The sequence below is a fragment of the Pseudomonas sp. V98_8 genome, assembly GCF_029967975.1.
In the GTDB taxonomy this organism is placed as follows: domain Bacteria; phylum Pseudomonadota; class Gammaproteobacteria; order Pseudomonadales; family Pseudomonadaceae; genus Aquipseudomonas; species Aquipseudomonas umsongensis.
This window is the reverse complement of record NZ_JASCAE010000066.1, coordinates 1-23879: the sequence shown is the minus strand read 5'-3', so window position 1 is coordinate 23879 and position 23879 is coordinate 1. Positions and strand designations below refer to the sequence as shown.

The 23879-nt window shown below is 60.7% G+C and carries 21 protein-coding genes and 1 pseudogene; 15 read left to right on the top strand and 7 right to left on the bottom strand.

The features are described from left to right. Nucleotides 1–38 precede the first annotated feature (38 nt). The 6 genes and pseudogenes from QLG10_RS21405 (at nucleotide 39) to QLG10_RS21380 (ending at nucleotide 6458) form a co-directional block, all read left to right on the top strand. Nucleotides 39–1592, top strand: a complete 1554-nt coding sequence (locus QLG10_RS21405; RefSeq protein WP_110753160.1) for an ABC transporter ATP-binding protein — start codon at nucleotides 39–41, stop codon at nucleotides 1590–1592. Between the two features lie 10 nt (nucleotides 1593–1602). Further along, nucleotides 1603–2715 carry an ABC transporter permease gene (locus QLG10_RS21400; protein WP_110753162.1) on the top strand — a complete coding sequence of 371 codons (1113 nt, stop codon included), beginning with the start codon at nucleotides 1603–1605 and terminating at the stop codon, nucleotides 2713–2715. Next, on the top strand, nucleotides 2715–3641 hold the full coding sequence (locus QLG10_RS21395) for an ABC transporter permease (RefSeq protein ID WP_110753164.1): 927 nt from the start codon (nucleotides 2715–2717) through the stop codon (nucleotides 3639–3641). Before QLG10_RS21400 ends, QLG10_RS21395 begins: the two co-directional genes overlap by 1 nt. A 355-nt stretch (nucleotides 3642–3996) precedes the next feature. Then, nucleotides 3997–4132, top strand: a pseudogene (locus QLG10_RS21390) (MerR family transcriptional regulator); the annotation flags it as partial. An 18-nt stretch (nucleotides 4133–4150) separates the two neighbouring features. Then, nucleotides 4151–4834, top strand: a complete 684-nt coding sequence (locus QLG10_RS21385) for an SDR family oxidoreductase (protein WP_110753169.1) — start codon at nucleotides 4151–4153, stop codon at nucleotides 4832–4834. 265 nt (nucleotides 4835–5099) lie between these two features. Further along, nucleotides 5100–6458 carry an 8-oxoguanine deaminase gene (locus QLG10_RS21380; RefSeq protein WP_282487978.1) on the top strand — a complete coding sequence of 453 codons (1359 nt, stop codon included), beginning with the start codon at nucleotides 5100–5102 and terminating at the stop codon, nucleotides 6456–6458. Nucleotides 6459–6554: 96 nt separating this feature from the next. On the opposite strand, the gene QLG10_RS21375 is transcribed toward QLG10_RS21380, so the two are convergent. After that, nucleotides 6555–7646 (bottom strand): calcium:proton antiporter, encoded by a 1092-nt coding sequence (locus QLG10_RS21375; RefSeq protein WP_110753173.1) that lies wholly within the window; start codon nucleotides 7644–7646, stop codon nucleotides 6555–6557. A 262-nt stretch (nucleotides 7647–7908) separates the two neighbouring features. On the opposite strand from QLG10_RS21375, the gene QLG10_RS21370 reads away from it, so the two are divergent. The 3 genes from QLG10_RS21370 to QLG10_RS21360 all read left to right on the top strand — a co-directional run bounded on the left by QLG10_RS21370 (nucleotide 7909) and on the right by QLG10_RS21360 (nucleotide 11105). Beyond that, nucleotides 7909–8982 (top strand): BMP family ABC transporter substrate-binding protein, encoded by a 1074-nt coding sequence (locus tag QLG10_RS21370; protein WP_110753174.1) that lies wholly within the window; start codon nucleotides 7909–7911, stop codon nucleotides 8980–8982. Nucleotides 8983–9104: 122 nt separating this feature from the next. Beyond that, on the top strand, nucleotides 9105–10073 hold the full coding sequence (locus QLG10_RS21365) for a 2-oxoglutarate and iron-dependent oxygenase domain-containing protein (RefSeq protein ID WP_110753178.1): 969 nt from the start codon (nucleotides 9105–9107) through the stop codon (nucleotides 10071–10073). A 78-nt stretch (nucleotides 10074–10151) separates the two neighbouring features. After that, nucleotides 10152–11105 (top strand): adenosine deaminase, encoded by a 954-nt coding sequence (locus QLG10_RS21360; RefSeq protein WP_020796340.1) that lies wholly within the window; start codon nucleotides 10152–10154, stop codon nucleotides 11103–11105. Nucleotides 11106–11116: 11 nt separating this feature from the next. Here the strand turns inward: QLG10_RS21360 and QLG10_RS21355 are convergent, their stop codons facing one another. After that, nucleotides 11117–11851 (bottom strand): helix-turn-helix transcriptional regulator, encoded by a 735-nt coding sequence (locus tag QLG10_RS21355; RefSeq protein ID WP_110753180.1) that lies wholly within the window; start codon nucleotides 11849–11851, stop codon nucleotides 11117–11119. A gap of 226 nt (nucleotides 11852–12077) precedes the next feature. Further along, nucleotides 12078–13007 carry a LysR family transcriptional regulator gene (locus QLG10_RS21350; protein WP_110753182.1) on the bottom strand — a complete coding sequence of 310 codons (930 nt, stop codon included), beginning with the start codon at nucleotides 13005–13007 and terminating at the stop codon, nucleotides 12078–12080. Nucleotides 13008–13133: 126 nt separating this feature from the next. Between QLG10_RS21350 and QLG10_RS21345 the strand changes: the two genes are divergently transcribed. After that, nucleotides 13134–14147, top strand: a complete 1014-nt coding sequence (locus tag QLG10_RS21345) for a zinc-binding alcohol dehydrogenase family protein (protein WP_110753184.1) — start codon at nucleotides 13134–13136, stop codon at nucleotides 14145–14147. Nucleotides 14148–14300: 153 nt separating this feature from the next. After that, complete coding sequence (locus QLG10_RS21340) at nucleotides 14301–14471, top strand: hypothetical protein (RefSeq protein ID WP_008066222.1); 171 nt, start codon at nucleotides 14301–14303, stop codon at nucleotides 14469–14471. Nucleotides 14472–14479: 8 nt separating this feature from the next. Here the strand turns inward: QLG10_RS21340 and QLG10_RS21335 are convergent, their stop codons facing one another. Both QLG10_RS21335 and QLG10_RS21330 read right to left on the bottom strand, forming a co-directional pair. Continuing rightward, nucleotides 14480–15676 carry a multidrug effflux MFS transporter gene (locus tag QLG10_RS21335; protein WP_110753186.1) on the bottom strand — a complete coding sequence of 399 codons (1197 nt, stop codon included), beginning with the start codon at nucleotides 15674–15676 and terminating at the stop codon, nucleotides 14480–14482. Nucleotides 15677–15769: 93 nt separating this feature from the next. Next, nucleotides 15770–15967, bottom strand: coding sequence for a cation transporter (locus tag QLG10_RS21330; protein WP_110753188.1), 198 nt, complete (start codon nucleotides 15965–15967; stop codon nucleotides 15770–15772). A gap of 159 nt (nucleotides 15968–16126) precedes the next feature. On the opposite strand from QLG10_RS21330, the gene QLG10_RS21325 reads away from it, so the two are divergent. The 3 genes from QLG10_RS21325 (at nucleotide 16127) to cueR (ending at nucleotide 19527) form a co-directional block, all read left to right on the top strand. Further along, nucleotides 16127–16510 (top strand): hypothetical protein, encoded by a 384-nt coding sequence (locus QLG10_RS21325; RefSeq protein WP_110753190.1) that lies wholly within the window; start codon nucleotides 16127–16129, stop codon nucleotides 16508–16510. Nucleotides 16511–16723: 213 nt separating this feature from the next. Beyond that, a complete protein-coding gene (locus QLG10_RS21320) occupies nucleotides 16724–19117 on the top strand; it encodes a heavy metal translocating P-type ATPase (protein ID WP_248679534.1) in 2394 nt (797 codons plus the stop codon). Then, entirely contained in the window at nucleotides 19114–19527 is a 414-nt protein-coding gene (gene cueR, locus QLG10_RS21315; protein WP_110753194.1) for a Cu(I)-responsive transcriptional regulator, read from the top strand. Before QLG10_RS21320 ends, cueR begins: the two co-directional genes overlap by 4 nt. Nucleotides 19528–19725: 198 nt before the next feature. Here cueR and QLG10_RS21310 read toward each other — a convergent pair whose 3' ends face one another. Beyond that, a complete protein-coding gene (locus QLG10_RS21310; protein ID WP_020796349.1) occupies nucleotides 19726–20619 on the bottom strand; it encodes a PA4780 family RIO1-like protein kinase in 894 nt (297 codons plus the stop codon). Between the two features lie 293 nt (nucleotides 20620–20912). Here QLG10_RS21310 and QLG10_RS21305 point away from each other — a divergent pair, with 293 nt between their 5' ends. After that, complete coding sequence (locus QLG10_RS21305; RefSeq protein ID WP_282487976.1) at nucleotides 20913–22859, top strand: methyl-accepting chemotaxis protein; 1947 nt, start codon at nucleotides 20913–20915, stop codon at nucleotides 22857–22859. A gap of 101 nt (nucleotides 22860–22960) precedes the next feature. On the opposite strand, the gene QLG10_RS21300 is transcribed toward QLG10_RS21305, so the two are convergent. Further along, a complete protein-coding gene (locus QLG10_RS21300) occupies nucleotides 22961–23752 on the bottom strand; it encodes a helix-turn-helix transcriptional regulator (RefSeq protein WP_188265425.1) in 792 nt (263 codons plus the stop codon). Nucleotides 23753–23879: the final 127 nt, after the last annotated feature.

Here is a 23879-nt window from a genome sequence, read left to right as displayed (position 1 = left end):
TTATCCACAGGCATCAATTCAATCGAATCGAGCCTGTCATGCCCACCGCCGATCCAATGCCCCGTCTGCAACTGAGCAACATCAGTAAACGCTACCCCGGCTGCCTGGCCAACGATGCCATCGACCTGACTATCGCCCCCGGTGAAATCCACGCGTTACTCGGCGAAAACGGTGCCGGCAAAAGCACCTTGATGAAAATCATCTACGGCGTCGTCCATGCCGATGCTGGCGAGATTTTCTGGCATGGCCAGCCCGTGAACCTGCGCAATCCGGCCCAGGCGCGCGAACTGGGGATCGGCATGGTGTTCCAGCACTTCTCGCTGTTCGAAACCCTGAGCGTGGCGCAGAACATCGCACTGGCCATGGGGCCGGCGGCAGGCTCGCCCAGCCAGCTCGAACGCAAGATCGATGAAGTGTCGCAACGCTACGGCATGGCGCTGGAGCCGCAGCGACGGGTGCACAGCCTGTCCATCGGCGAACGGCAACGGGTGGAAATCATTCGCTGCCTGATGCAGGACATCCGCCTGTTGATTCTCGATGAACCGACCTCGGTGCTGACTCCGCAGGAGGCCGAGGACTTGTTCGTGACCCTGCGTCGACTGGCAGCCGAAGGCTGCAGCATTTTGTTCATCAGCCACAAACTCGCCGAAGTGCGCGCGCTTTGCCACAGCGCAACCGTGTTGCGCGGCGGGCGAGTCGCGGGGCATTGCGTGCCGGCCGACTACTCGGATCGGCAACTGGCGTGCCTGATGGTTGGCGAAGCGGCGGAGTTGATCGACGATTACACGAAGGTGGCCGGCAGCGATGTTTTTTTGAACATCCAAGGTTTGTCGTGGCACAACCCGGATCCGTTCGGTTGCTCGCTCAAGGCCATCGACCTTGCCGTGCACAGCGGTGAAATCGTCGGCATCGCCGGTGTCGCCGGCAATGGTCAGGATGAGCTGCTGGCGTTGCTCAGCGGCGAAGAACGACTGCGCCGCAATGAGGCTGCAACCATCAGCTTTGGCGGCGAACCGGTTGCGCATCTACGTGCCGATGCCCGTCGCCAACGCGGACTGGCTTTCGTTCCGGCCGAACGACTGGGGCATGGCGCCGTGCCGGATCTGAGCCTGGCGGACAACGCCCTGCTCAGCGCATTCCAGCACGGTCTGGTGAGCAAGGGGCTGATCCAGCGCAGCAAGGTCCAGGCGCTCGCGCAAGAGATCATTCGCCGCTTCGGGGTCAAGACTTCCGGCCCCCATGCACCGGCCCGCAGCCTGTCAGGCGGTAACTTGCAGAAATTCATTCTGGGCCGGGAAATACTTCAACAACCGAAATTGCTGGTGGCTGCGCACCCGACCTGGGGCGTGGATGTCGGCGCGGCCGCAACCATTCACCGGGCGCTGATTGCTCTGCGCGATGCCGGCGCGGCAATCCTGGTGATTTCCGAAGACCTCGAAGAATTGTTCCAGATCAGCGACCGCCTCGGCGCCTTGTGCAGCGGCCGGTTATCACCGCTCAAGGCCACAGTCGACACTCGCCTGACCGATGTCGGTGGCTGGATGGCCGGCCAGTTCGACGCCCCTCAATTGCCTGCCTACGCCACCCGCTAACGGAGTTCTCATGCTGCTTTCTCTTGAACCGCGTGGCCAGCAATCGAGGCTGATGCTGTGGTGCTCGCCGTTGTTGGCCGCGGTCCTGACCCTGGGCAGTGGCTCATTACTGTTTATCGCCTTGGGCCACGATCCATTGCTGACTTTGCATACGCTGTTGGTTGCGCCTATCAGTGATCTGTACGGCCTCTCCGAGTGGCTGGTCAAAGCGTTACCGATTCTGCTCTGCGCGCTGGGCCTGGCCGTAGCCTACCAGGCGCGGATCTGGAACATCGGCGCCGAAGGCCAACTGCTGCTCGGCGCCTTGGCCGGCAGCGTGCTGGCGGTGAACTTCATCGAGGTGCAAAGCCGCTGGGCACTGTTCGTGATCCTGCTTGCCGGAACCCTGGCCGGTGCCGCGTGGGCGGGACTGACAGCGTGGTTGCGTACTCGCTTCAACGCCAATGAAATCCTCACCAGCATCATGCTCAACTACATCGCCTTGAACCTGCTGTTGTATTGCGTCCACGGTCCGCTGAAAGATCCGCAGGGTTTCAATTTTCCCCAGTCGGCGATGTTCGGTGACGCCAGCCGCTTGCCACTGTTAATGGAGGACGGCCGAATTCACGCTGGCGTGTACTTCGCCCTGCTCGCCCTGGTGGCGGTGTGGGTGCTGCTGCACAAAAGTTTCGTCGGGTTCCAGATCAAAGTGCTTGGGCTGGACAAGCGCGCGGCCGGTTTCGCCGGCTTTCGAGAAAAACGCCTGGTCTGGCTGGTGCTGTTGGTCAGCGGTGGCCTCGCGGGCTTGGCGGGGGCATGTGAGGTGACCGGGCCGATCGGGCAACTGGTACCGCAAGTGTCCCCGGGCTACGGCTACGCGGCGATCACCGTAGCGTTTCTCGGGCGCTTGAACCCGGTTGGCATTCTGGTTTCCAGCTTGTTGATGGCGTTGCTTTACATCGGTGGCGAGAGTGCGCAAATGAGCTTGAACCTGCCGCAAGCGATCACCCAGCTGTTCCAGGGGATGATGCTGTTTTTCCTGCTGGCCTGTGATGTGCTGATTCTCTACCGACCCCGCTTGAACCTGCGCAGGAAACGCCGTGCACCCGCCATCGCCGTACCACAACAAGTAGGGGCCCTGTGATGGATATCGATCTGCTGAGTAACATTTTCTACGCCATGGTTCGCTGCGGTACGCCGCTGTTGCTGGTGGCGCTGGGCGAACTGGTCTGCGAGAAAAGCGGCGTACTCAATCTGGGCCAGGAAGGGATGATGCTGTTTGGCGCGGTGATGGGGTTCATCATCGCGTTCAGCACCGGCAACCTGTGGCTTGGGGTATTACTGGCGATGTTCGCCGGGATGCTGTTGTCATCGTTGTTCGCTCTGGTGGCGCTGGTCTTCAATGCCAACCAGGTCGCCACGGGGCTGGCCCTGACGATTTTCGGCGTGGGGTTGTCGAGCTTTGTCGGTGCGGCGTGGGTTGGTAAACCATTAACGGGCTTTGAGCCGGTGGCACTCCCTTATTTGAGCCAGATACCGCTGATTGGACGGATGCTGTTCGCCCAGGATCTGCTGGTGTACCTGTCATTCGCGCTGTTTGCGCTGGTGGCCTGGGTGACGCTGCAAACCCGCGTCGGGCTGATCATCCAGGCGGTCGGGGAAAACCCGGATGCGGCCAGCGCAATGGGTTTGCCGGTGTTGGCCGTGCGCGCATTGGCGGTGTTGTTTGGCGGCGCGATGGCGGGACTTGCCGGCGCCTACCTGTCGCTGGCCTACACACCGATGTGGGCGGAAAACATGAGCGCCGGCCGGGGCTGGATTGCCTTGGCATTGGTGGTATTCGCCAGTTGGCGGGTATGGCGCTTGCTGCTGGGGGCGTACCTGTTCGGACTCGCCAGCATCCTGCACCTGGTGGCGCAGGGACTGGGACTGGCGATTCCATCGAGTTTGCTGGCGATGCTGCCGTATGTGGCGACCATTGTGGTGCTGGTGCTGCTGTCCAGGGACAAGGTGCGCACGCGGTTGTATGCGCCGGTTTCATTGGGGCAGCCGTGGCAGGCTGGGCATTAGTGGTTGTCTGGTCTGGCCTCTTCGCGGGCAAGCCCGCTCCCACATAGGCGCGTGCGCCGCTATTAATGTGTCTGGCGCAGTCCCTGTGGGAGCGGGCTTGCCCGCGAAGAGGCCCGCACTGGCAACACTTGAGCAATGCCCCACATCAATTCAAACAGCAGAAAAATCACCAGCAGCGAACTCCCACCATGGATCAGGGCATAAGCCCGCGCACCAGGTGGCGATACTGTGTTGAAGTCCACATCGATATTGCTCCATCAATTTCCGGGAGCAACCAGGCTAAAGCCTGGAGTATGCTCCAGGGTCAAGCCCTCGAAGAGACGTGATGATGCGCATCGGGGAATTAGCCCAAGCCAGCGCCGATCCGGACAGTGCCGTCACACGATTGCTGCAAGACAGGCTCAAACTGATCGAAGCGCGCATGGCCCGCATTGCGCGATGAGTTGCAACATCGGCTTGGACAAGATTGTCCATTGAATCCACGTCCCTGAACCTCAAGGAAGCCACACATGTCCAGAACCGCACTGATCATCGGTGCCTCCCGCGGCCTTGGCCTCGGCCTGGTGAAAACCCTGCTTGCCGACGGCTGGCAAGTGACCGCCACCGTGCGCAATCCGCAAAACGCCGAGGCCCTCAAGGCATTGGGCAAGGTGCGGATCGAGAAACTCGACATGGACGATCAGCAAGCAGTGATCATGCTGAGCCAGAAACTCAAGGACGAAGTGTTTGACTTGCTGTTCGTCAACGCCGGGGTCAAAGGCCCTGAGGTGCAGACGCCAAACGGTGGCGCGACCCTGGCCGAAGTTGGCCAACTGTTCTTCACCAACGCCGTGGCGCCGATCAACCTGGCGCAACGCTTTGTTGGGCAAATCCGCCCGGACAGCGGCGTGCTGGCCTTCATGAGCTCGGTGTTGGGCAGCGTGACCATGCCTGACGCGCCGGAACTGGCGCTGTACAAGGCCAGCAAGGCTGCACTCAATTCCATGACCAACAGCTTCGTCACGCAGTTGGGCGAAACCAGCCTTACCGTGCTGTCGCTGCATCCGGGCTGGGTGAAAACCGACATGGGCGGTGAAGGCGCTGACATCGATGTGGACACCAGCACACGCGGGCTAATTGACCAGGTGAATGCGTATGCCGGCAAGGGCGGGCATCACTTCATCAACTACAGGGGTGAAACCATTCCCTGGTAACCACCGCCGCCCAGTGTAGGAGCGAGCCTGCTCGCCATGGACGCCAGAGATGACGCGGGCTTTCTGCAGGCCCGCATTGTCTGGACGTTTTTCGCGAGCATGCTCGCTCCTAAAAGGGTTTTACGTTGTCTGGTCGGACCGGGCTTGCCCGCGACACCGTTTTGATTAAAACTTGGCACCTCGCCTCCCCGGCGACCCTGGATCAGCAGACAGGGCAACACTGAGCTGGCAACCCTGAACCCAACTTTCAGAGGAGCCGGCCAACATGCCTGCGACCCGTACCTGGTTAAAAAATCCCCTCGCCATTTTTACAGCCAACGACCTCGATGCCCGTGGCGGCCTGGTGCTGCAAGACGGTCTGATCGTCGAAGTACTTGGCCTCGGCCAACAGCCCTGCGCGCCGTGCAATGAAATATTCGATGCCCGCGAGCATGTGATCCTGCCGGGGCTGATCAACACCCATCACCACTTCTATCAAACCCTGACCCGCGCCTGGGCTCCCGTGGTCAACCAGCCGTTGTTTCCGTGGCTGAAAACCCTGTACCCGGTCTGGGCACGCCTGACTCCGGAAAAACTCGCCCTCGCCACCAAAGTCGCCTTGGCTGAACTGCTGTTGTCCGGTTGCACCACGGCCGCCGACCACCACTACCTGTTCCCCGAAGGCCTGGAAAATGCGATCGATGTACAAGTCGAGAGCGTTCGCGAACTGGGCATGCGCGCCATGCTGACGCGCGGCTCCATGAGCCTGGGTGAAAAGGACGGTGGCCTGCCGCCGCAGCAAACCGTACAGGAAGGTGAAGTGATCCTGGCCGATAGCCAGCGCTTGATCGCCGAGTACCACGAACGTGGCGAAGGCGCGCAAATCCAGATCGCCCTGGCGCCCTGCTCCCCCTTCTCCGTCACCCCGCAAATCATGTCTGCCAGCGCCGAACTGGCGAACAACCTCGACGTGCGCCTGCACACGCATTTGGCGGAAACCCTCGACGAAGAAGATTTCTGCCTGCAGCGCTTTGGCCTGCGCACCGTCGATTACCTGGACAGCGTCGGCTGGCTCGGACCGCGTACCTGGCTGGCACACGGCATCCACTTCAACCCGGATGAAATCGCCCGCCTTGGCGCCGCCGGCACGGGTATTTGCCATTGCCCGAGCTCGAACATGCGCCTGGCCTCCGGCATCTGCCCGACCATCGAGCTAACCGATGCCGGCGCGTTGCTCGGTCTTGGCGTGGACGGTTCTGCCTCCAACGATGCGTCGAACATGATGCTCGAAACCCGTCAGGCGTTGTACATCCAGCGTCTGCGCTACGGTGCCGAGAAAATCACACCAGAGCGCGTACTGGGCTGGGCGACCAAAGGTTCGGCCAGTTTGCTTGGGCGCAGCGACATCGGTGAAATCGCCGTGGGCAAACAAGCTGACCTGGCGCTGTTCAAACTCGACGAGTTGCGCTTCTCCGGCAGCCACGATCCGGTATCGGCACTGCTCTTGTGCGGCGCGGACCGTGCAGACCGAGTGATGGTCGGCGGCAAATGGCGAGTGATCGACGGGCAGGTCGAGGGGCTGGACCTCAAGGGGTTGATTGCCGATCACAGCCAGGCGGCTCGGCAGTTGATCGCGGGCGTCTGACCCAACACCGATCCACTGTAGGAGCTGGCGCAGCCTGCGATCTTTTGATTTTGCTTCTAAAAAACAAGATCAAAAGATCGCAGGCTGCGCCAGCTCCTACAGACCCAACAGCGACAACATGATAAACGTCGCAAACAGCACAAAGTGAGTCATCCCTTCGATGGCGTTGGTTTCGCCATCGTTGAGGTTGATCGCACTGACGATCAGGGTAATGAAGATCATCACGGTCTGCACCGGGGTCATGGCCATCTGGAACGGCTGCCCGGTATAGAGCGCCATTGCTTCCATCACCGGCACCGTCAGGATCACCGTCGACAGCGACGCCCCCAACGCGATGTTGACCACCGACTGCATGCGGTTGGCCAACGCCGCACGCAACGCGGTCAGAATTTCCGGTGCGGCCGAGATGGCCGCCACCAGAATCGCCGTGATCACCGGCGGTGCGCCCGTCCCTTCCAGCCCCAGGTCGAGGGTCTTGGACATCACTTCGGCCAGGGCACCGATCACCACCACACCGAACACCAGGATGCCGATCGACAATGCCAGGCTGATCGGTGCCGGCTCCTGCTCCAGCGGTTCCTTCTTGCGGCGTTTTTCCGGGTAGCTGTAGCTGAAAAAGTAACTGTGCGGCCCGACCTGCATCCGCAGGAACAAGGCGTAAAGCACCACCATCGCGCCGATGGTGAACGCCGAATAGAGCTTCCAGTCGCCTTTGGGAATGAACTCCGGCACCACCATCGACACACCCATCGCGGTCAGGATCATCACGCTGTAGCTGCGCGCCGAATCGTCGTTGTAGGACTGTTCGCCATGCTTGAGCCCACCCATCAACGCCGCCAGGCCGAGGATGCCATTGATGTCGAGCATGACGGCTGAGTAAATCGTGTCGCGCACCAGCGTAGCCGACGCTTCGTTGCTCATCATGATCGCCAGGATCACCACTTCCACCAGCACCGCGGCCAAGGTCAGGATCATCGTGCCGTAAGGGTCGCCGACCTTTTCCGCGAGCAGTTCGGCTTGGTGGGCGACACGCATGGAGGCGGCGACGATGAATGCGATCAGCACCAGCCCACCAGTCAGCGCGACCGCCTGGCCGCTGTGCAGCAACCAGTGCTCCAGCGGGAAAGCCACGAGTGCGGCGATCAAGGCCAGTAGCAGAAAGGTTTCTTGCTTGAGAATCGTGAGCATGTCGGGCCTTTTGCCGAGGAGGTGCGATATGCGACTGACTGCAGCGCGGCGATAACGTTTCGTTTCACCTTAGCGCACCAGTGGATGGCGCCTCTTTAAGGTCATGCACTTTTTTCGACCTTGCAGCCCTCATCGCGAGCAGGCTCGCTCCCACAGGTAATCGCGTTTCCAACCATCACACGGTTTCCCTGGCATTTGTTGTCCGGTTGGTCAGGCTTTTGCATTGACCCTCTCCACACACAACAAAAGGGAGTTCGAATTCATGCAAATACGTCCACTGCACACACTGCTGTGCGCCGCCATCGGCCTCGGGATCAGCCTCAGCGCCTTTGCCGCTGAGCCACTGAAAGTAGGCTTCGTCTACATCGGTCCTATCGGTGACCACGGCTGGACGTACCAGCATGAACAGGGACGCCAGGCACTGGCGCAACAGCTTGGCGACCGAATCACCACCAACTATGTGGAGAACGTTGCCGAAGGCGCGGACGCCGAGCGAGTGATCCGCAACATGGCCAAGGACAAGTACGACCTGATCTTCACCACCTCCTTCGGCTACATGAACCCGACACTCAAGGTCGCCAAACAGTTTCCCAACGTGACGTTCGAACACGCCACCGGCTACAAGCAGGACAAGAACCTGGGCACCTACCTGGCGCGCACGTATGAAGGTCGCTACGTCGGCGGTTTCCTTGCGGCAAAGATGACCAAAAGCAAAAAGATTGGCTACGTCGCCTCGTTCCCGATTCCGGAAGTGATCCGTGACATCAACGCCATTCAACTGGCCCTGAACAAGTACAACCCGGGCACTGAAATCAAAGTGGTATGGGTGAACTCCTGGTTCGATCCGGGCAAGGAAGCCGATGCCGCCAACGCGCTGATCGACCAGGGCGTGGACGTGGTGTTCCAGCACACCGACAGCCCGGCGCCGATCCAGGCCGCGGAACGTCGCGGCGTGTATGCGGTGGGCTACGCTTCGGACATGGCGCACTTCGGCCCCAAGGCGGTGCTGACGTCCATCGTCAACGACTGGGCGCCGCATTACCTCCAGGCAACCCAAAGCGTGATCGACCACAGCTGGAAAACCCAGGATTACTGGGGTGGCCTCAAGGAAGGCACCGTTGAACTGCCGATCAGCGACCTGGTACCGGCAGCGGTGAAGACTGAAGCGGAGCAGATCATCGCCGACATCAAGAGCGGCACGCTGCAGCCGTTTACCGGACCGATCAAGGACCAGGCCGGGGTCGAGAAAATACCTGCGGGTGTCAGCGCGACGAATACGGAATTGGCGTCGATGAATTATTACGTGGAAGGCATGAAGGCTGACATGCCCAAGTAGTACCCCACCCCGTGTAGGAGCTGCCGCAGGCTGCGATCTTTTGATTTTTTATCAGATCAAGATCAAAAGATCGCAGCCTGCGGCAGCTCCTACAGGGATTTTCAACGCTCTCAGGATTGTGTATGAACAGTCTTCCCATCATCGACATCGCCCCCCTCTACACCGACGACCAAAGCGCCTGGGCAACCGTGGCAACGCAAATCGACCACGCCTGCCGCGAATGGGGCTTTTTCTACATCAAGGGTCACACGATCAGCGCCGCGCGCATCGACGCCGTGCTCGACAGCGCCAAGCGTTTCTTCGCCCTGCCTGCGGCCGAGAAGCTCAAGATCGACATCACCCAGACCCGCCACCATCGCGGCTATGGCGCTATCGCCACCGAACAACTGGACCCGAGTAAACCCAGCGACCTGAAAGAAACGTTCGACATGGGCCTGCACCTGCCGCTCGACCATCCCGATGTGCTGGCGGAAAAACCGTTGCGCGGCCCCAACCGCCATCCATCGATGCCAGGTTGGGAGGCGCTGATGGAGCAACACTACGTCGACATGCAGGCACTTGCGCAAACCTTGTTGCGGGCAATGACGTTGGCACTCGGCATCGAGCGGGATTTTTTCGACACGCGCTTTCGTGAACCGGTCAGCGTATTGCGCATGATTCACTACCCGCCGCGACACACCGCCACTTCCCGGGAGCAGCAAGGCGCCGGGGCTCACACCGATTACGGCTGTATCACCCTGCTCTACCAGGATGCCGCCGGGGGCTTGCAAGTCAAAAACGTAAAAGGCGAATGGATCGATGCCCCGCCGATCGAAGGGACGTTCGTGGTCAATCTCGGTGACATGATGGCGCGCTGGAGCAACGACCGTTACCTGTCAACGCCGCACAGGGTGATCAGCCCGTTGGGCGTGGATCGTTACTCGATGCCATTCTTTGCCGAGCCGCACCCCGATACCCGCATCGAATGCCTGCCCGGATGCCAGGATGAACAGCAGGCGGCGAAATACCCGGCCACCACTTGCGCCCAGTTCCTACTCTCACGTTTCGCCGATACCTACGCTTATCGACGGGAACAGGAGGCGGTGGAATGAACCGCCTGGTCAGGTTTTATCAATTGTTGCGACGAGCATCTGTAGAATGGCGCCATTGCACCTGATGAGAACAGAATTATGTACGACTGGCTGAATGCCCTGCCCAAGGCCGAACTGCACCTGCACCTGGAAGGTTCGCTGGAACCCGAACTGCTGTTTGCCCTGGCCGAACGCAACAAGATCGCCCTGCCGTGGAGCGATGTCGAAACCCTGCGCAAGGCCTACGCCTTCAATAACCTGCAAGAATTCCTCGACCTGTACTACCAGGGTGCCGACGTGCTGCGCACTTCCCAGGATTTCTACGACCTGACCTGGGCCTATCTCTTGCGCTGCAAGGCGCAGAATGTGATTCACACCGAACCGTTCTTCGACCCGCAGACCCACACCGACCGTGGCATTCCATTCGAAGTGGTGCTCAACGGCATCGCCGCAGCGTTGAAGGACGGTGAGCAACAACTGGGAATCACCAGCGGTTTGATTTTGAGCTTCCTGCGCCATTTGAGCGAAGAGCAGGCGCAGAAGACCCTCGACCAGGCGCTGCCGTTCCGCGATGCGTTTGTCGCCGTGGGCCTGGACAGCTCCGAGATGGGGCACCCACCGAGCAAGTTTCAGCGCGTGTTCGACCGCGCCCGTGGCGAAGGTTTCCTGACGGTCGCCCATGCCGGTGAAGAAGGCCCGCCCGAGTACATCTGGGAAGCCCTCGACCTGCTGAAAATCCAGCGCATCGACCATGGCGTGCGCGCCATCGAAGACGAGCGCCTGATGCAGCGCATCATCGATGAGCAGATCCCGCTGACCGTGTGCCCACTGTCCAACACCAAGCTCTGTGTGTTTGATCACATGTCGCAGCACAATATTCTCGACATGCTCGAGCGTGGCGTGAAAGTGACCGTGAACTCCGATGACCCGGCGTACTTCGGCGGTTACGTCACCGAAAACTTCCATGCCCTGTATACAGACCTGGGCATGACCCAGGACCAGGCCAAACGCCTGGCGCAGAACAGCCTGGATGCCCGGTTGGTCAAACCCTGATATCGCAGCTCCTACAAGGCCATTTCAAGCTCGGTCTGCCTGGCGAAACGGTGAATTTCTTTCTGCCCGGCGGCGGTAAGCTGCAGGGCACGAGAATCCACGGGCAAGTTCAGCCAGCCGGACTGCATGAACAGCTGCAACAATGCCGCGCCCAGGGCTCCACCCAGGTGCGGGCGTCTTTCGCTCCAGTCGGGACACGCACAGGCAACCTTGCCGCTGCGATGGGCCAGCGCCTGAATGTAGACTCCGCGTGACGCCAGCTGTGTCGAGCCCTTGAGGGTGATCGTGACCCGCTGGTCGAACTGCTCGATCCATCCCGCCTCCAGCAGGCGCTGGTATAGATCGGCGGCCAGGGTGCCACCCAAATGGTCCTCACACAGCCGCGCACGCAACAGCGATGAACCCCTCGGCTGAGGTTTGGCCAAGGGGGCGGCACGTTTGAATATGTCCGGGATATCCTGCGGTGTGCTGGCCAGCGTGGCGCTGGCCAGGGCTTCGATCGCGGCACCGATTTCGGGGGCTGCCAGGCGGAAGAAGCGCTTTCGCCCACGGGCTTCAACTTTCAACAGGCCTCCGGCGGACAACCGCCCCAGATGCGCACTCGCCGAAGACGGTGACAGCCCGGCCATCAATGCCAATTCTTCGGTATGTCGCGCCGATCCGTCCATCAAGGCCCACATCATTGCGCTGCGCTTCGGGTCAGCCAGCAACGTGGCTATCTGGCTGATGCAAGGTGCATGTTCCATGTATTCACTCCCTGTTGAATCGTATCGTCCTGCTGCTCAGAGATATCTTGACCCGTCATGTGCTGTCGGCCAAACGTGGAAACTGCCATAAACCGGGCTCGCCCTTGCGACCGACGGTGCGTTCACCAGGCAAGCATCAGTATAGGCCGGTTGACCGCCAGATCCTGCCCCCCGCAAACCGCCGATGCTGATAGTTCCTGAGGGAAATTTCGCTTTTTGCCTGAGACTAATGATCAATACCCGATAATCCCGGAAAATGACTACTCAAGCGGGCGCATCGGCTGGCAAGCATTTCCCGCAAAAGGTTCACCGGCTTACTCAATTGTGCGCGATGGGCGCACAACAAATTCAGCGGTGCGCGCTCACAGAGCAGTTCCGGCATCAGCACTTTCAAGCGCCCCGCTAACACATCGTTGGCCACATCAAGCCAGGATTTGTAGGCGATCCCGGCCCCTGCCAGCGCCCACAGGCGCACGACATCGGCATCGTCACTGAAACGATCGCCACCGACGGTCAGGCTGACCTCGCGCTTGCCGTCATGAAAACTCCAGTGATCGTGAACCCGGCTGCCCAGCATGAACAGCAGGCAATTGTGCTGGGCCAGTTGCTCCAGTTGGCGCGGCTCGCCACGCCGGGCAAGGTATTCGGGCGCGGCACACAGCACTCGACGATTGTGTGGGGCGATGGGTAGCGCCACCAGGCTGGAATCTTCCGGTTCGCCGTAGCGCAGGGCGATGTCCACTGGCTGGCGGAACAGATCGGCGATGCGGTCGCCCAGCAGCAAGCGCACGGTAAGCTTGGGGTGCTCGCGCTGAAACTGATCCAGCCAGGGCAACAGCAGGTTGCGCCCAAAGTCCGATGGCGCGGACAACTGCAAGACGCCGCTGACCTGATCCTGTCCGCTGGCCAACAGGCGCCGGCCTTCATCGAGATGACTCAAGGCCGCCCGGGCGTACTCGAGAAAACCTTCGCCTTCTGCGGTCAGGCGCAGGCTGCGGGTCGAGCGGGCCAGCAGGCGGGCGCCCAGTTGCTGTTCGATGCGCTTCAACGCTGCACTCGCCACTGCTGCCGACATGTCCATGCCCCGTGCAGCTGCGGACAGGCTGCCCAGGTCCGCCGCACGGACGAACAACTGCAAATCATCGAACCGCAGCATGTGAGCCTTCATTATCAAAAAAACATTGAAAGAGACTGCTCTTTTAGCGGGTTTTATCTTCCATAGAAATAGCCAATCATCCGTCCCATCGAATCTTAATTCAGAGAGTTATCTGGGAGCCTTCCAATGAAAGCCGTTGCCTACTACGCCTCGTTGCCGATCAGCGATGAAAACGCCCTGCAAGACATCGAACTGCCGGAGCCAGTCGCTGGCCCCCGCGACCTGCTGGTGGAGGTCAAGGCCATCTCGGTGAACCCGGTGGACACCAAGGTCCGGCAGAACGTCCAGCCTGAAGCCGGCGCGGCCAAAGTGCTGGGTTGGGACGTGGCCGGCGTGGTCAAGTCGGTTGGCAGCGAAGTGACATTGTTCAAGGCTGGCGACAAGGTCTTCTACGCCGGCTCCATCGCCCGTGCTGGCGGTAACAGCGAGCTGCACGTGGTTGATGAGCGAATCGTCGGCCATATGCCGAACACCCTGGGTTTCGCCGAGGCCGCCGCCCTGCCGTTGACGGCCATTACCGCGTGGGAGTTGCTGTTCGAGCGCCTGCAGGTGCGCGAAGGCAAGACCGATGAAGGCCAGAGCCTGTTGATCGTCGGTGCGGCCGGCGGCGTCGGTTCGATCCTCACGCAACTGGCCAAACAGCTCACGGGCTTGAAGGTGATCGGTACCGCTTCGCGCCCGCAGACCCAAAGCTGGGTGAAAGCGCTGGGAGCCGATCAGGTGATCGACCACAGCCAGCCACTGGCCCAGGCCCTCAAACAGGCCGGCATCGATCAGGTGACCCATGTCGCCAGCCTGACCCAGACCGATCATCACCTGGATCAACTGGTCGAGGCGTTGGCACCACAAGGCAAGCTGGCACTGATCGACGACCCGAAGAGCCTCGACGTGACCAAGCTCAAGCGCAAGAGCCTGTCACTGCACTGGGAGTTCATGTACACCCGCTCACTGTTCGAAACCGCGGACATGATCGAGCAGCACAAACTGCTCAACCGGGTAGCCGAGCTGATCGACGCCGGCACTCTGAAAACCACGGTCGGCGAACATTTCGGCATCATCAATGCGGCGAACCTGCGGCGTGCCCATGCACTGCTGGAAAGCGGAAAATCCAAGGGCAAGATTGTGCTGGAAGGGTTTTAAGCGACTGCAGGAGCTGCCGAAGGCTGCTCTCGGACTGCGATGTTTTTTGTTACAAACCGTCAGTCCGAGAGTTGAGCCTTGTCACAATAGCGCTCGTATTCGGGTCTACAATCGAAGCCTCTGCGAGAAATCTTTTACTTGAGGAGGTCAGTAATGAAGATCCTGATAAAAGAATTGGCAAAGTCCCAGTGGCAGGTCCGCCTGGATCAACATGCCGTCACCTTCCGCAGCGAAGCCGAAGCCCGCGCCTTCACCAATACCCTTGAAGCGCGCCTGCACGCCCCGCACCAGATACCCGACCGCCAACAGCGCGCTGTTGGCTGAGTCAGTCCTCAGACCTGGGCTTGCACCAACGCCCGGGCATTTTGTAAACGTCGGGTGAGCAGCGCTGCGCTCACCACCAGAATCCCGCACAGGCTGATGACCATGGCCATCGGCATGGCGCTGCCATCGTGCAATACACCGACCAGCGCCGCAGCGCCTGCCGCGACACTGAATTGCAGGCATCCGAGCATGGCCGAGGCACTGCCGGCGCGGGCACCCTGGCCGTTCATCGCGCAGGCCGAGGCATTGGGAAGAATGCAACCGAGGCTGGCGATGCAGACAAATAATGGAATCAGCAGCGGCCAGAGCTGTGCGGTGTGCAGCGCACTGACGGCGAGCAACGCCAGGCCGGCACCGAGGTAGATCCATACTGTGCGTGTCAGCAGGAACGCCGGACCACGCTTGGCCAACAGTCGCGCGTTGACTTGGGCCACGAGGATGAACCCCGCCGCGTTGGCACCGAAGAACCAGCCAAAATGTTCGGCCGGGACGCCGTAGAGCTTGATGAAGATAAACGGCGACCCGGCGATGTAGGAGAACATGCCAGCGATGGCGATACCGCCCGTCAGGGCATGGCCGAGGTATACCGGGTCCTTGAGCAAACGTGCGTACTGGCGCAATGCACCCGCCAAGGGTTGGCGTGGCAAATGGGCGGGCATGCTTTCTGGCAGGCCCAGTGCAACGGCCAGCCCTGCCAGGGCACTGAAACCGGTCAGCGCGAGGAATATCGACTGCCAGCCTGTGGTGTTGACCAGCAAACCGCCGAGCATCGGTGCAAGAATCGGCGCCAACCCCATCACCAGCATCAATTGCGAAAAGACTTTTGCCGAGCCCACCGCATCGCATTTGTCGCTGACCACTGCCCTCGAGATCACCATCCCTGCGCAACCGCCCAGTGCCTGGATGAACCGCGCGCCGATCAGCCACTCCAGGCTCGGTGCATACGCGCACGCCAACGAAGCGGCGGTAAACAGCCCGACCCCGATCAACAACGGCATGCGTCGCCCGAAACGATCAGCCACCGGGCCGTAAGCCAGCTGACCAATGGACAAGCCGAGGAAATACGCGGCCAACGTCAGCTGAACGTGTTTTTCGTCGGTGCCGAAGGCGAGCGCCATTGCCGGGAACGCCGGCAGATAAAAATCGATCGCCAGCGGACCGAAAGCGCTCAAGGCGCCAAGAATCAGGATTGTGCGAAAATTCATCAGGCATCCAATGGGACAGAAGTCGGCAGCCCGACAGTCTAGCCGCGCATGGACGCCTTGAACATTAAGTTAGCTCGCTAACTATTAAAAAATTCAGGCCAGCTTCACGCGGTAGCCTTCTTCACTGATGGCCTCGATCACTTGCTCGGCGCTCAATGCACTTTCTACGCCGACTTCCCTGGCCGCCAGGTCGACCCGCACACTCGCGGCCGGGTCCTTGGCCTGCACAGCCTGGGTGATCGCCTTGACGCAGTGACCGCAGGACATGCCTTCAACGTTGAACACTTGCATGGATGACTCCTTTACTGAGGTGTTTGAATGAGGTGAGCTACAGTCTCGAGCTTGCCACCATGGCAAGGTCAAGTTCCGAAGTAACCTGCCGGGCTGGCAATCGGCTTCGCGCTCGGCCAAGCTGCGTGCATCTACGTCTTGATCCCAGGAGATTCAGCCATGCGCTGGTCAGCTTTCAGCCTGTTAGGCCTGCTCAGCCTTTTCACCGCCACAGCCCCGGTCAATGCCGCCGGTGAGGATTATGGCGTGCTGATCATTTCCCGCGAGCGCCTGGAAGTCGCAACCAGCTGCGAAATCGGTGTGTATATCCAGGACCAGCTGGCGGCGCGGCTGTTCCAGGAGCAAAGCACCTCGTTCAACTTGCCACCGGGCAATGTGTCGCTGCGCTTGAAGTTGCTGCCGGGCCAGGCGCCGGGGTGTAACCCGGGCATGTTGGCGCCGGGTTCGCAAGACATCCAGCTCAGGGCCGGTGATGTGTTGAAGTACCGGATTGCGATGACACAGGATGGGATGTATCTGAAGCGCGCAGGCCTCGGATACTGAAACATCCCCCTGTAGGAGCGAGCATGCTCCGGGCGGCGTTCCGACGAAGGTCGTCAACGATAACGCTGGAAACCTGACACCCCGCGGCGCTCTCGGGTTCATCGCGAGCAGGCTCGCTCCTACAAGGTTGATATCGCACTTTGATCTTGGTGCTTGACCTTGCCAGCATGGCAAGGTTGATCCTGTAGGCAACTACTACAGGGAGCGTGACCGATGTCCGAATCCATTACTTTCGATCTGCCAATTGCCGGCATGACCTGTGCCAGCTGCGCCGGGCGTGTCGAGCGCGCCTTGAGCAAAGTCGTCGGCGCCAGTGCCGTCAGTGTCAACCTGGCCACTGAGCATGCCCGGGTTCAAGCGCCAGTCGACAGTCTCCCGGCCTTGGTGGAGGCCGTGCAAAAAGCCGGTTATAGCGTGCCGCAGCAGCGCCTGGAATTGAGCATCGACGGCATGACTTGCGCCTCCTGTGTCGGCCGGGTCGAACGGGCACTGAGCAAGGTGGCCGGGGTCAAGAGCGTCAGCGTTAACCTGGCCAATGAACGCGCTCATGTGGAACTGTTCGGGCAGGTCGATCCGCAAACCCTGATCGGTGCCGTGGCCAAGGCCGGTTACGCCGCCAGCGTCTGGCAAGACGATCAGCCACATATCGACACGCAGCAAACCCGACTGTACCGCGAGCGCTGGGCCTTGATCGCGGCCATCACCCTCGCCTTGCCCCTGGTTTTGCCGATGTTGCTGCAACCGTTCGGCGTGCACTGGATGCTTCCGGCCTGGGCGCAGTTCGCCTTGGCCACGCCGGTGCAATTCATCTTTGGCGCACGGTTTTATGTAGCCGCCTGGAAAGCCGTGCGTGCCGGCGCTGGCAACATGGATCTGCTGGTCGCGCTGGGCACCAGTGCCGGTTATGGCTTGAGCGTGTACGAATGGGCCACCGCCGCCGGGCGCATGCCGCACCTGTATTTCGAAGCCTCGGCTGTAGTGATTGCCCTGGTGTTGTTGGGCAAGTACCTGGAAAGCCGCGCCAAACGCCAGACTGCCAGCGCCATTCGCGCCCTGGAAGCGCTTCGCCCGGAGCGGGCGATCCAGGTCGTCGACGGCCGTGAGCAGGAAGTCGCCATCAGTGCCTTGCGCCTCAATGACCTGGTACTGGTTAAACCCGGCGAACGCTTTCCGGTGGACGGTGAAGTGGTCGACGGCCAGAGCCATGCCGACGAAGCGCTGATCAGCGGCGAAAGCCTGCCGGTGCCCAAGCAACCCGGTGACAAGGTCACGGGCGGCGCGATCAATGGTGAAGGTCGCCTGCTGGTACGCACTCAGGCACTTGGCGCGGAAACGGTGCTGGCGCGCATCATTCGACTGGTTGAGGACGCTCAGGCGGCCAAGGCCCCGATCCAGAAACTGGTGGATAAAGTCAGCCAGATCTTCGTGCCGGTTGTGCTGCTGCTGGCACTTGCCACCCTGATTGGCTGGTGGCTGTACGGCGCGCCACTGGAAACCGCGCTGATCAATGCCGTGGCGGTGCTGGTAATCGCCTGCCCTTGTGCCTTGGGCCTGGCCACGCCGACGGCGATCATGGCCGGCACCGGGGTGGCGGCGCGGCATGGGATTCTGATCAAGGACGCCGAAGCGCTGGAACGTGCCCATGAAGTCAGTGCAGTGGTATTCGACAAAACCGGCACCCTGACCTCTGGCACCCCGCGCATCGCCCACTTGAGCGCCATCGACGGTGACGAAACCGCCCTGTTGCAACTGGCCGGCGCCTTGCAACGTGGCAGTGAGCATCCGCTGGCCAAGGCTGTGCTGGATGAGTGCGCACAACGCGGTCTGATCGTGGCAGATGTCAGCGACAGTCAGTCCCTGACGGGGCGCGGCATTGCCGGTAGTCTTGAGGGCCGTAGGCTGGCGCTGGGTAATCGACGTCTATTGGAAGAAAGCGGATTGCGCCCAGGTGAATTGGCCGATTCTGCAACTGCCTGGGAAGCCGAAGGCCGGACCCTGTCCTGGCTGATCGAGCAAAGCCCTGCACCGCGAGTACTGGGATTGTTCGCTTTCGGTGACACGCTCAAGCCTGGCGCGCTGCAAGCCGTGCAACAACTCAGTGCTCGCCATATCAGCAGCCACTTGCTGACCGGCGACAACCGAGGCAGCGCCAAGGTGGTCGCCGATGCACTGGGCATCACCAACGTACACGCCGAAGTGCTGCCGGCAGATAAAGCCGCCGAAGTCGCCATGCTGAAAAAAACCGGTGTGGTAGCGATGGTCGGCGATGGTATCAACGATGCGCCGGCACTGGCCGCGGCGGATATCGGCATTGCCATGGGAGGCGGTACCGACGTGGCCATGCACGCCGCCGGAATCACCCTGATGCGCGGCGATCCGCGATTGGTACCCGCGGCGCTGGAAATCAGCCGCAAGACCTACGCGAAGATCCGCCAGAATCTGTTCTGGGCCTTTGTCTATAACCTGATCGGCATTCCGCTGGCGGCCTTCGGTTTCCTCAACCCGGTGCTCGCCGGTGCGGCGATGGCGTTGTCGAGTGTGAGCGTGGTGAGCAATGCGCTACTGTTGAAAACCTGGAAACCCGAGGACCTGGAGGACAACCGATGAACATCGGCCAAGCAGCCCGCCATAGTGGCCTGAGCGCAAAGATGATCCGTTACTACGAGTCCATTGGCTTGCTCAAGGCGGCGCATCGCACCGACAGCGGTTATCGGGTCTACAGCAACGACGACCTGCATACGCTGGCGTTCATCAAGCGCTCTCGGGACCTGGGGTTTTCCCTGGAAGAGGTCGGCAAGCTGCTGACCCTCTGGCAGGATCGCCAGCGGGCCAGTGCCGATGTTAAGGCCCTGGCCCGACAGCATATCGACGAGTTGAACCAGAAGATCCGTGAGCTGGGGCAACTGCGCGATACGTTGCAGGATCTGGTCGAGCATTGTCAGGGCGATCATCGGCCGGATTGTCCGATTCTCAAGAGCCTGGAGTCAGGGTGTTGTGCAGAACCGGTGCGTGCCTGACACATTAGTGTTGAGTGTGCTGACGCTTTCGCGGGCAAGCCCGCTCCCACAGGTTTTGTGCCTGAGGCACCATTTATGACCAACACGATACCCTGTGGGAGCGGGCTTGCCCGCGAAGGCGGACTGCCAGGCGACATCAATCTTGAATCCGCACCCACAAAAAAACCGGCCGAAGCCGGTTTTTTTGTTATCCGATGATCACTGCATCCAAGGCGGAGGCGGCTCTTCGGTTTTGCCCGGTGGCGTGTCGTCTGCGGCACGCGCCGCTTGCTTGCGCTCTTCATCCAGGCGCGCGGCCTCGATCTCGCGCATGATGCCGCCGACGTCGGCCAGCTCTTCCGGCTCGTCGAATTCGCCAGTCAGGACGCTGGCCGGGTGCAAAGTGCCCGCCTCGTACAAAGCCCACATTTCCTTGGCGTACCGGGTCTTTTTCAACTCTGGCGCAAACCGTCCGAAATAGGACGCCATGTTGCCCACGTCCCGCTCCAGCATGCTGAACGCGTGGTTGTTGCCCGCGGCGTCTACCGCTTGCGGCAAGTCGATGATCACCGGGCCGGTCGGGGTCAACAGCACGTTGAACTCGGACAGGTCACCGTGCACCAGGCCGGTACACAGCATCAGCACGATCTGCGAAATCAGGAACGCGTGATACTCGCGCGCCTGGTCCGGTTCCAGCACCACGTCGTTCAGGCGCGGTGCCGCATCACCGTACTCGTCGGCCACCAGTTCCATGAGCAGCACGCCCTCAAGGAAGTCATACGGCTTGGGTACCCGCACACCGGCATTGGCCAGACGAAACAGCGCCGCCACTTCGGCGTTCTGCCAAGCGTCTTCGGTTTCCTTGCGACCGAACTTGGAGCCCTTGGCCATGGCCCGGGCTTGCCTGCTGTTGCGCACCTTGCGGCCTTCCTGATACTCGGCCGCCTGACGAAAACTGCGTTTATTCGCCTCCTTGTAGACTTTCGCGCAACGTAACTGGTTGCCGCAGCGCACCACATAAACAGCTGCTTCTTTACCACTCATGAGTGGGCGCAGCACCTCGTCGACCAGACCGTCCTCGATCAGGGGTTCAATGCGTTTTGGAGTCTTCATCAGCTTTTATTGTGGGTCCTTTATTACCAAACACGCGAAAGTCCTTCGTTATACGGCAATCCATCCATTCGGGGGAGGGGGGGCCGACGTACCGTTCGTGTCATTTTTCAAAACAGCCCTCAATTTCCGCAGGCAACAGCCGAAGTCCTAAGTGACAAAGTGATTTGTCCGACAATCGTTTTTACAACAATAACGATGCCGCATTCAGGGAACAGGGATCCATTACGTTTACGGCTGCCAAAAACCGCGAGTCATCTGCACTGCGTGGGCCTACAAGAAAATCTGGAGCGCGGATGAACATCAAACAGAAACTGACTTGGGCGTTTGCAATCATCGCCTGCTTGCCGGTGGTACTGGTCGCCACCCTCGTCGTGCTGAACTTGCGCAGTGATGCCAAGGACGAATTCGTCGACAACAGCGGTCGCGAAATCCGTCAGGTCAGCAATGCCATGCAACTGTTTTTCGACGGCATCAGCCAGAACGTCGAATACCTGGCCAGGCAACCGCTGATCACGAACTCCGACGACAGCCTCAAGACCTACATGAACGCCAACGCCGCCAGCATTCCCCAAGGGGAAATGGACAAAAAAGTCTTCGGCTTCCTGCAGGACCTGGGCAACGCCCATCCGTCATACGCCTACGCCATCCTCGGCACCGCGGCCGGTGGTTACGTGTCGTGGCCGGACGATGCCAAACTGGCCAACTACGACCCGCGCCAGCGCCCCTGGTACAAGGCCGCCCAGGCCAAACCGGGCAAGCCGTTCCGTACCGAAGCCTATTACTGGGCCGAAAACGATACGTCCTACGTCAGCACCGTGCGCACCATCGACAACAAGCTGGGCACCAACGGTGGCGTGGTCAGCATTGACGTGTCGCTCAAACAGCTCACCGAACTGGTCAAGCAGATCAAGCTCGGCGAAACCGGCTACCTGATGCTGCTGGAAAATTCCGGCACCGTGCTGGTCGACCCGAAACAACCGGAACATAACTTCAAAGCCCTGGGCAGCCTCGGCGAGGGCTACGCGCAACTGGCCAAGGCCGGCAAAGGCCTGGTGGAGGTCGAACTCAATGGCGAGCACTACATGGCCAACGTCTGGCCGTCCGAGCAGTTGGGCTGGACCTTCATCGGCTTGATCAAGCAGAGCGATGTGATGAGCACCGCCACCCAATTGACCTGGTTGATCGCCATCATCGCCGCAGCACTGGCCGTGGTTTTCGCCTTTGTGGGGGCCAGTTTCGCCAGCGTCATCGTGCGACCGATCCGCAGCGTGGCTGACGGCCTGGAAAACATCGCCCAGGGCGAAGGCGACCTGACCAAGAGCCTGCAAATCCGCGGCAGCGATGAAACCGCGCAATTGGCCAACTGGTTTAACCAGTTTTTGACCGCGATTCGCAACCTGATCCAGAGCATCGGTGGAGCCGCGACCAGCATCCTGGCCACCTCCAAGAGCTCGACCCAGGTCTCCAGCGACATGGCCGAAGCCGCTGGGCGCCAGCGTGAGGCGGTGGACATGGTGTCCACGGCATTCCACGAAATGGTCGCCACCGCCAACGAAGTGGCGCGCTCCTGCAGCCAGGCGGCCGAGTCCGCCGACAGCGGTCAGCGCCAGGCCCGCGAAGGCCAGCAACAGATTGACGCGGCCGTCAGCAGTGTCGATCGCCTGAGCCAGGAAATCGAACAGTCGGCGCAGTCGATGCAACAACTGGAACGCGACAGCAATGATATCCAGTCGATCCTGGGGACCATTCGCTCAATCGCCGAGCAAACCAACCTGCTGGCGCTGAACGCGGCCATCGAAGCGGCGCGGGCCGGTGAACAGGGTCGTGGTTTTGCGGTAGTAGCCGATGAGGTACGCGCGCTGGCCAAGCGTACGGCCGACTCCACCGCAGAAATCGACGGGCTGCTGGGCAACCTGGCCAAGCGCACCAGCCAGGTGACCCAGCAGATGCATGCGAGCCTGGAGGTGTCCCAGCAATCGGTGACGCGCATCGGCGAAGCGCGCAACAGTTTCGGGCAGATCCGCGAGTCGGTGGATGTGATCCGCGATATGAACACCCAGATTGCCACGGCGGCGGAACAACAGCATCAAGTGGCCGAAGACATCAACCGGCACATCAGCCAGATCCATGGCGATGCGCAATTGGTGGCGGAACTGGCGAACTCGGCGCGCCTTGATTCCCAGAGCCTGGCCGGGTTGTCGAATGAACTGGATGGGTTGGTGCGCCGCTTCCGTACCTGATTGAAATCCCGGTGCCCGCTTCGCGACCATTCGCGAGCAGGCTCGCTCCCACAGGGTTTTGCACTGCCCTTGTGGGAGCGAGCCTGCTCGCGAAGCGGCCCTCACTGTCGGAACAGCTCTCCCGGGGTAAATCCGAACAGGCTCTTGAACGCCGCAATAAACGCTGACGTCGAGTCATACCCACAGGCCAGCGCGGCATTGGTCACGCTGTCGCCCTCCTCCAGCAGACTCAACGACGACAACAAACGCATACGCTGGCGCCAGCCACGAAAACTCAATCCGGTTTCCCGCTGGAACAGGCGCATCAGGGTTTTCTCCGATGTACCCAGGCGCTCGGCCCATTCGTGCAGGGTCACATTGCGCTCGGGATTTTCGATCAGCTCGTTGCACAACCCCAGCAATCTTTCATGACGGGGCAACGGCAGGGAAAACCCGACTTCCGGCAACGTCGCCAACTGATCGAGCAATACGCTCACCAGCCGCGCTTGCGGGCTGTCGCCCTGTGGATATTCCACTGGCAGCAGGCAAAAACTCTTGATCAGCTCCCGGGCCAGCGGCGTCACTTCCAGTACCCGGCAACGCCCGTCCGCCCACTCGCAATCTTCGCGACGCACATACAGGCTGCGCATCTCGGCGCGCATCGAGGTCACGACCTGATGATCGAGATCCGCCGGAATCCAGATTCCCCACTGGGGCGGCGCGAAGAAACTGCCCTCGGCGGTGTGCACCCCGAGTACACCACTGATGGCATAGGAAAACTGCACCCAGTCGTGTCGATGGGACGGCGTCCACGACCCGGCATTGAGGCTCTCCACCCGGGCATACAGCGGACGTGGCAGTGTGGTGAGCGGTGGAATGCTGCGTTCGAGGGAAACCTGTCCGTTAGTCGGCATTGAACGGCCTTGTGTTGCGAGATGACTTGATGGGGCGACGTTAGGCCATGCCTCGGATCTATTCAACACTAAACCTGTCTGCAGGAGCCGGCTTGCTGGCGATGGCGTCCGTGAGATCGCCATCGCC

Bases quoted from the DNA above. Each gene is read 5' to 3' on its own strand.
- QLG10_RS21310 (WP_020796349.1), bottom strand. From the start codon at position 20,619: ATGAAGACTCCAAAACGCATTGAACCCCTGATCGAGGACGGTCTGGTC.
- QLG10_RS21330 (WP_110753188.1), bottom strand. From the start codon at position 15,967: ATGCAAGTGTTCAACGTTGAAGGCATGTCCTGCGGTCACTGCGTCAAG.
- QLG10_RS21385 (WP_110753169.1), top strand. From the start codon at position 4,151: ATGTCCAGAACCGCACTGATCATCGGTGCCTCCCGCGGCCTTGGCCTC.
- QLG10_RS21395 (WP_110753164.1), top strand. From the start codon at position 2,715: ATGGATATCGATCTGCTGAGTAACATTTTCTACGCCATGGTTCGCTGC.
- QLG10_RS21370 (WP_110753174.1), top strand. From the start codon at position 7,909: ATGCAAATACGTCCACTGCACACACTGCTGTGCGCCGCCATCGGCCTC.
- QLG10_RS21360 (WP_020796340.1), top strand. From the start codon at position 10,152: ATGTACGACTGGCTGAATGCCCTGCCCAAGGCCGAACTGCACCTGCAC.
- QLG10_RS21365 (WP_110753178.1), top strand. From the start codon at position 9,105: ATGAACAGTCTTCCCATCATCGACATCGCCCCCCTCTACACCGACGAC.
- QLG10_RS21340 (WP_008066222.1), top strand. From the start codon at position 14,301: ATGAAGATCCTGATAAAAGAATTGGCAAAGTCCCAGTGGCAGGTCCGC.
- QLG10_RS21300 (WP_188265425.1), bottom strand. From the start codon at position 23,752: ATGCCGACTAACGGACAGGTTTCCCTCGAACGCAGCATTCCACCGCTC.
- QLG10_RS21400 (WP_110753162.1), top strand. From the start codon at position 1,603: ATGCTGCTTTCTCTTGAACCGCGTGGCCAGCAATCGAGGCTGATGCTG.
- QLG10_RS21405 (WP_110753160.1), top strand. From the start codon at position 39: ATGCCCACCGCCGATCCAATGCCCCGTCTGCAACTGAGCAACATCAGT.
- QLG10_RS21350 (WP_110753182.1), bottom strand. From the start codon at position 13,007: ATGCTGCGGTTCGATGATTTGCAGTTGTTCGTCCGTGCGGCGGACCTG.
- QLG10_RS21380 (WP_282487978.1), top strand. From the start codon at position 5,100: ATGCCTGCGACCCGTACCTGGTTAAAAAATCCCCTCGCCATTTTTACA.
- QLG10_RS21325 (WP_110753190.1), top strand. From the start codon at position 16,127: ATGCGCTGGTCAGCTTTCAGCCTGTTAGGCCTGCTCAGCCTTTTCACC.
- QLG10_RS21375 (WP_110753173.1), bottom strand. From the start codon at position 7,646: ATGCTCACGATTCTCAAGCAAGAAACCTTTCTGCTACTGGCCTTGATC.
- QLG10_RS21355 (WP_110753180.1), bottom strand. From the start codon at position 11,851: ATGGAACATGCACCTTGCATCAGCCAGATAGCCACGTTGCTGGCTGAC.
- QLG10_RS21305 (WP_282487976.1), top strand. From the start codon at position 20,913: ATGAACATCAAACAGAAACTGACTTGGGCGTTTGCAATCATCGCCTGC.
- cueR (WP_110753194.1), top strand. From the start codon at position 19,114: ATGAACATCGGCCAAGCAGCCCGCCATAGTGGCCTGAGCGCAAAGATG.
- QLG10_RS21335 (WP_110753186.1), bottom strand. From the start codon at position 15,676: ATGAATTTTCGCACAATCCTGATTCTTGGCGCCTTGAGCGCTTTCGGT.
- QLG10_RS21345 (WP_110753184.1), top strand. From the start codon at position 13,134: ATGAAAGCCGTTGCCTACTACGCCTCGTTGCCGATCAGCGATGAAAAC.
- QLG10_RS21320 (WP_248679534.1), top strand. From the start codon at position 16,724: ATGTCCGAATCCATTACTTTCGATCTGCCAATTGCCGGCATGACCTGT.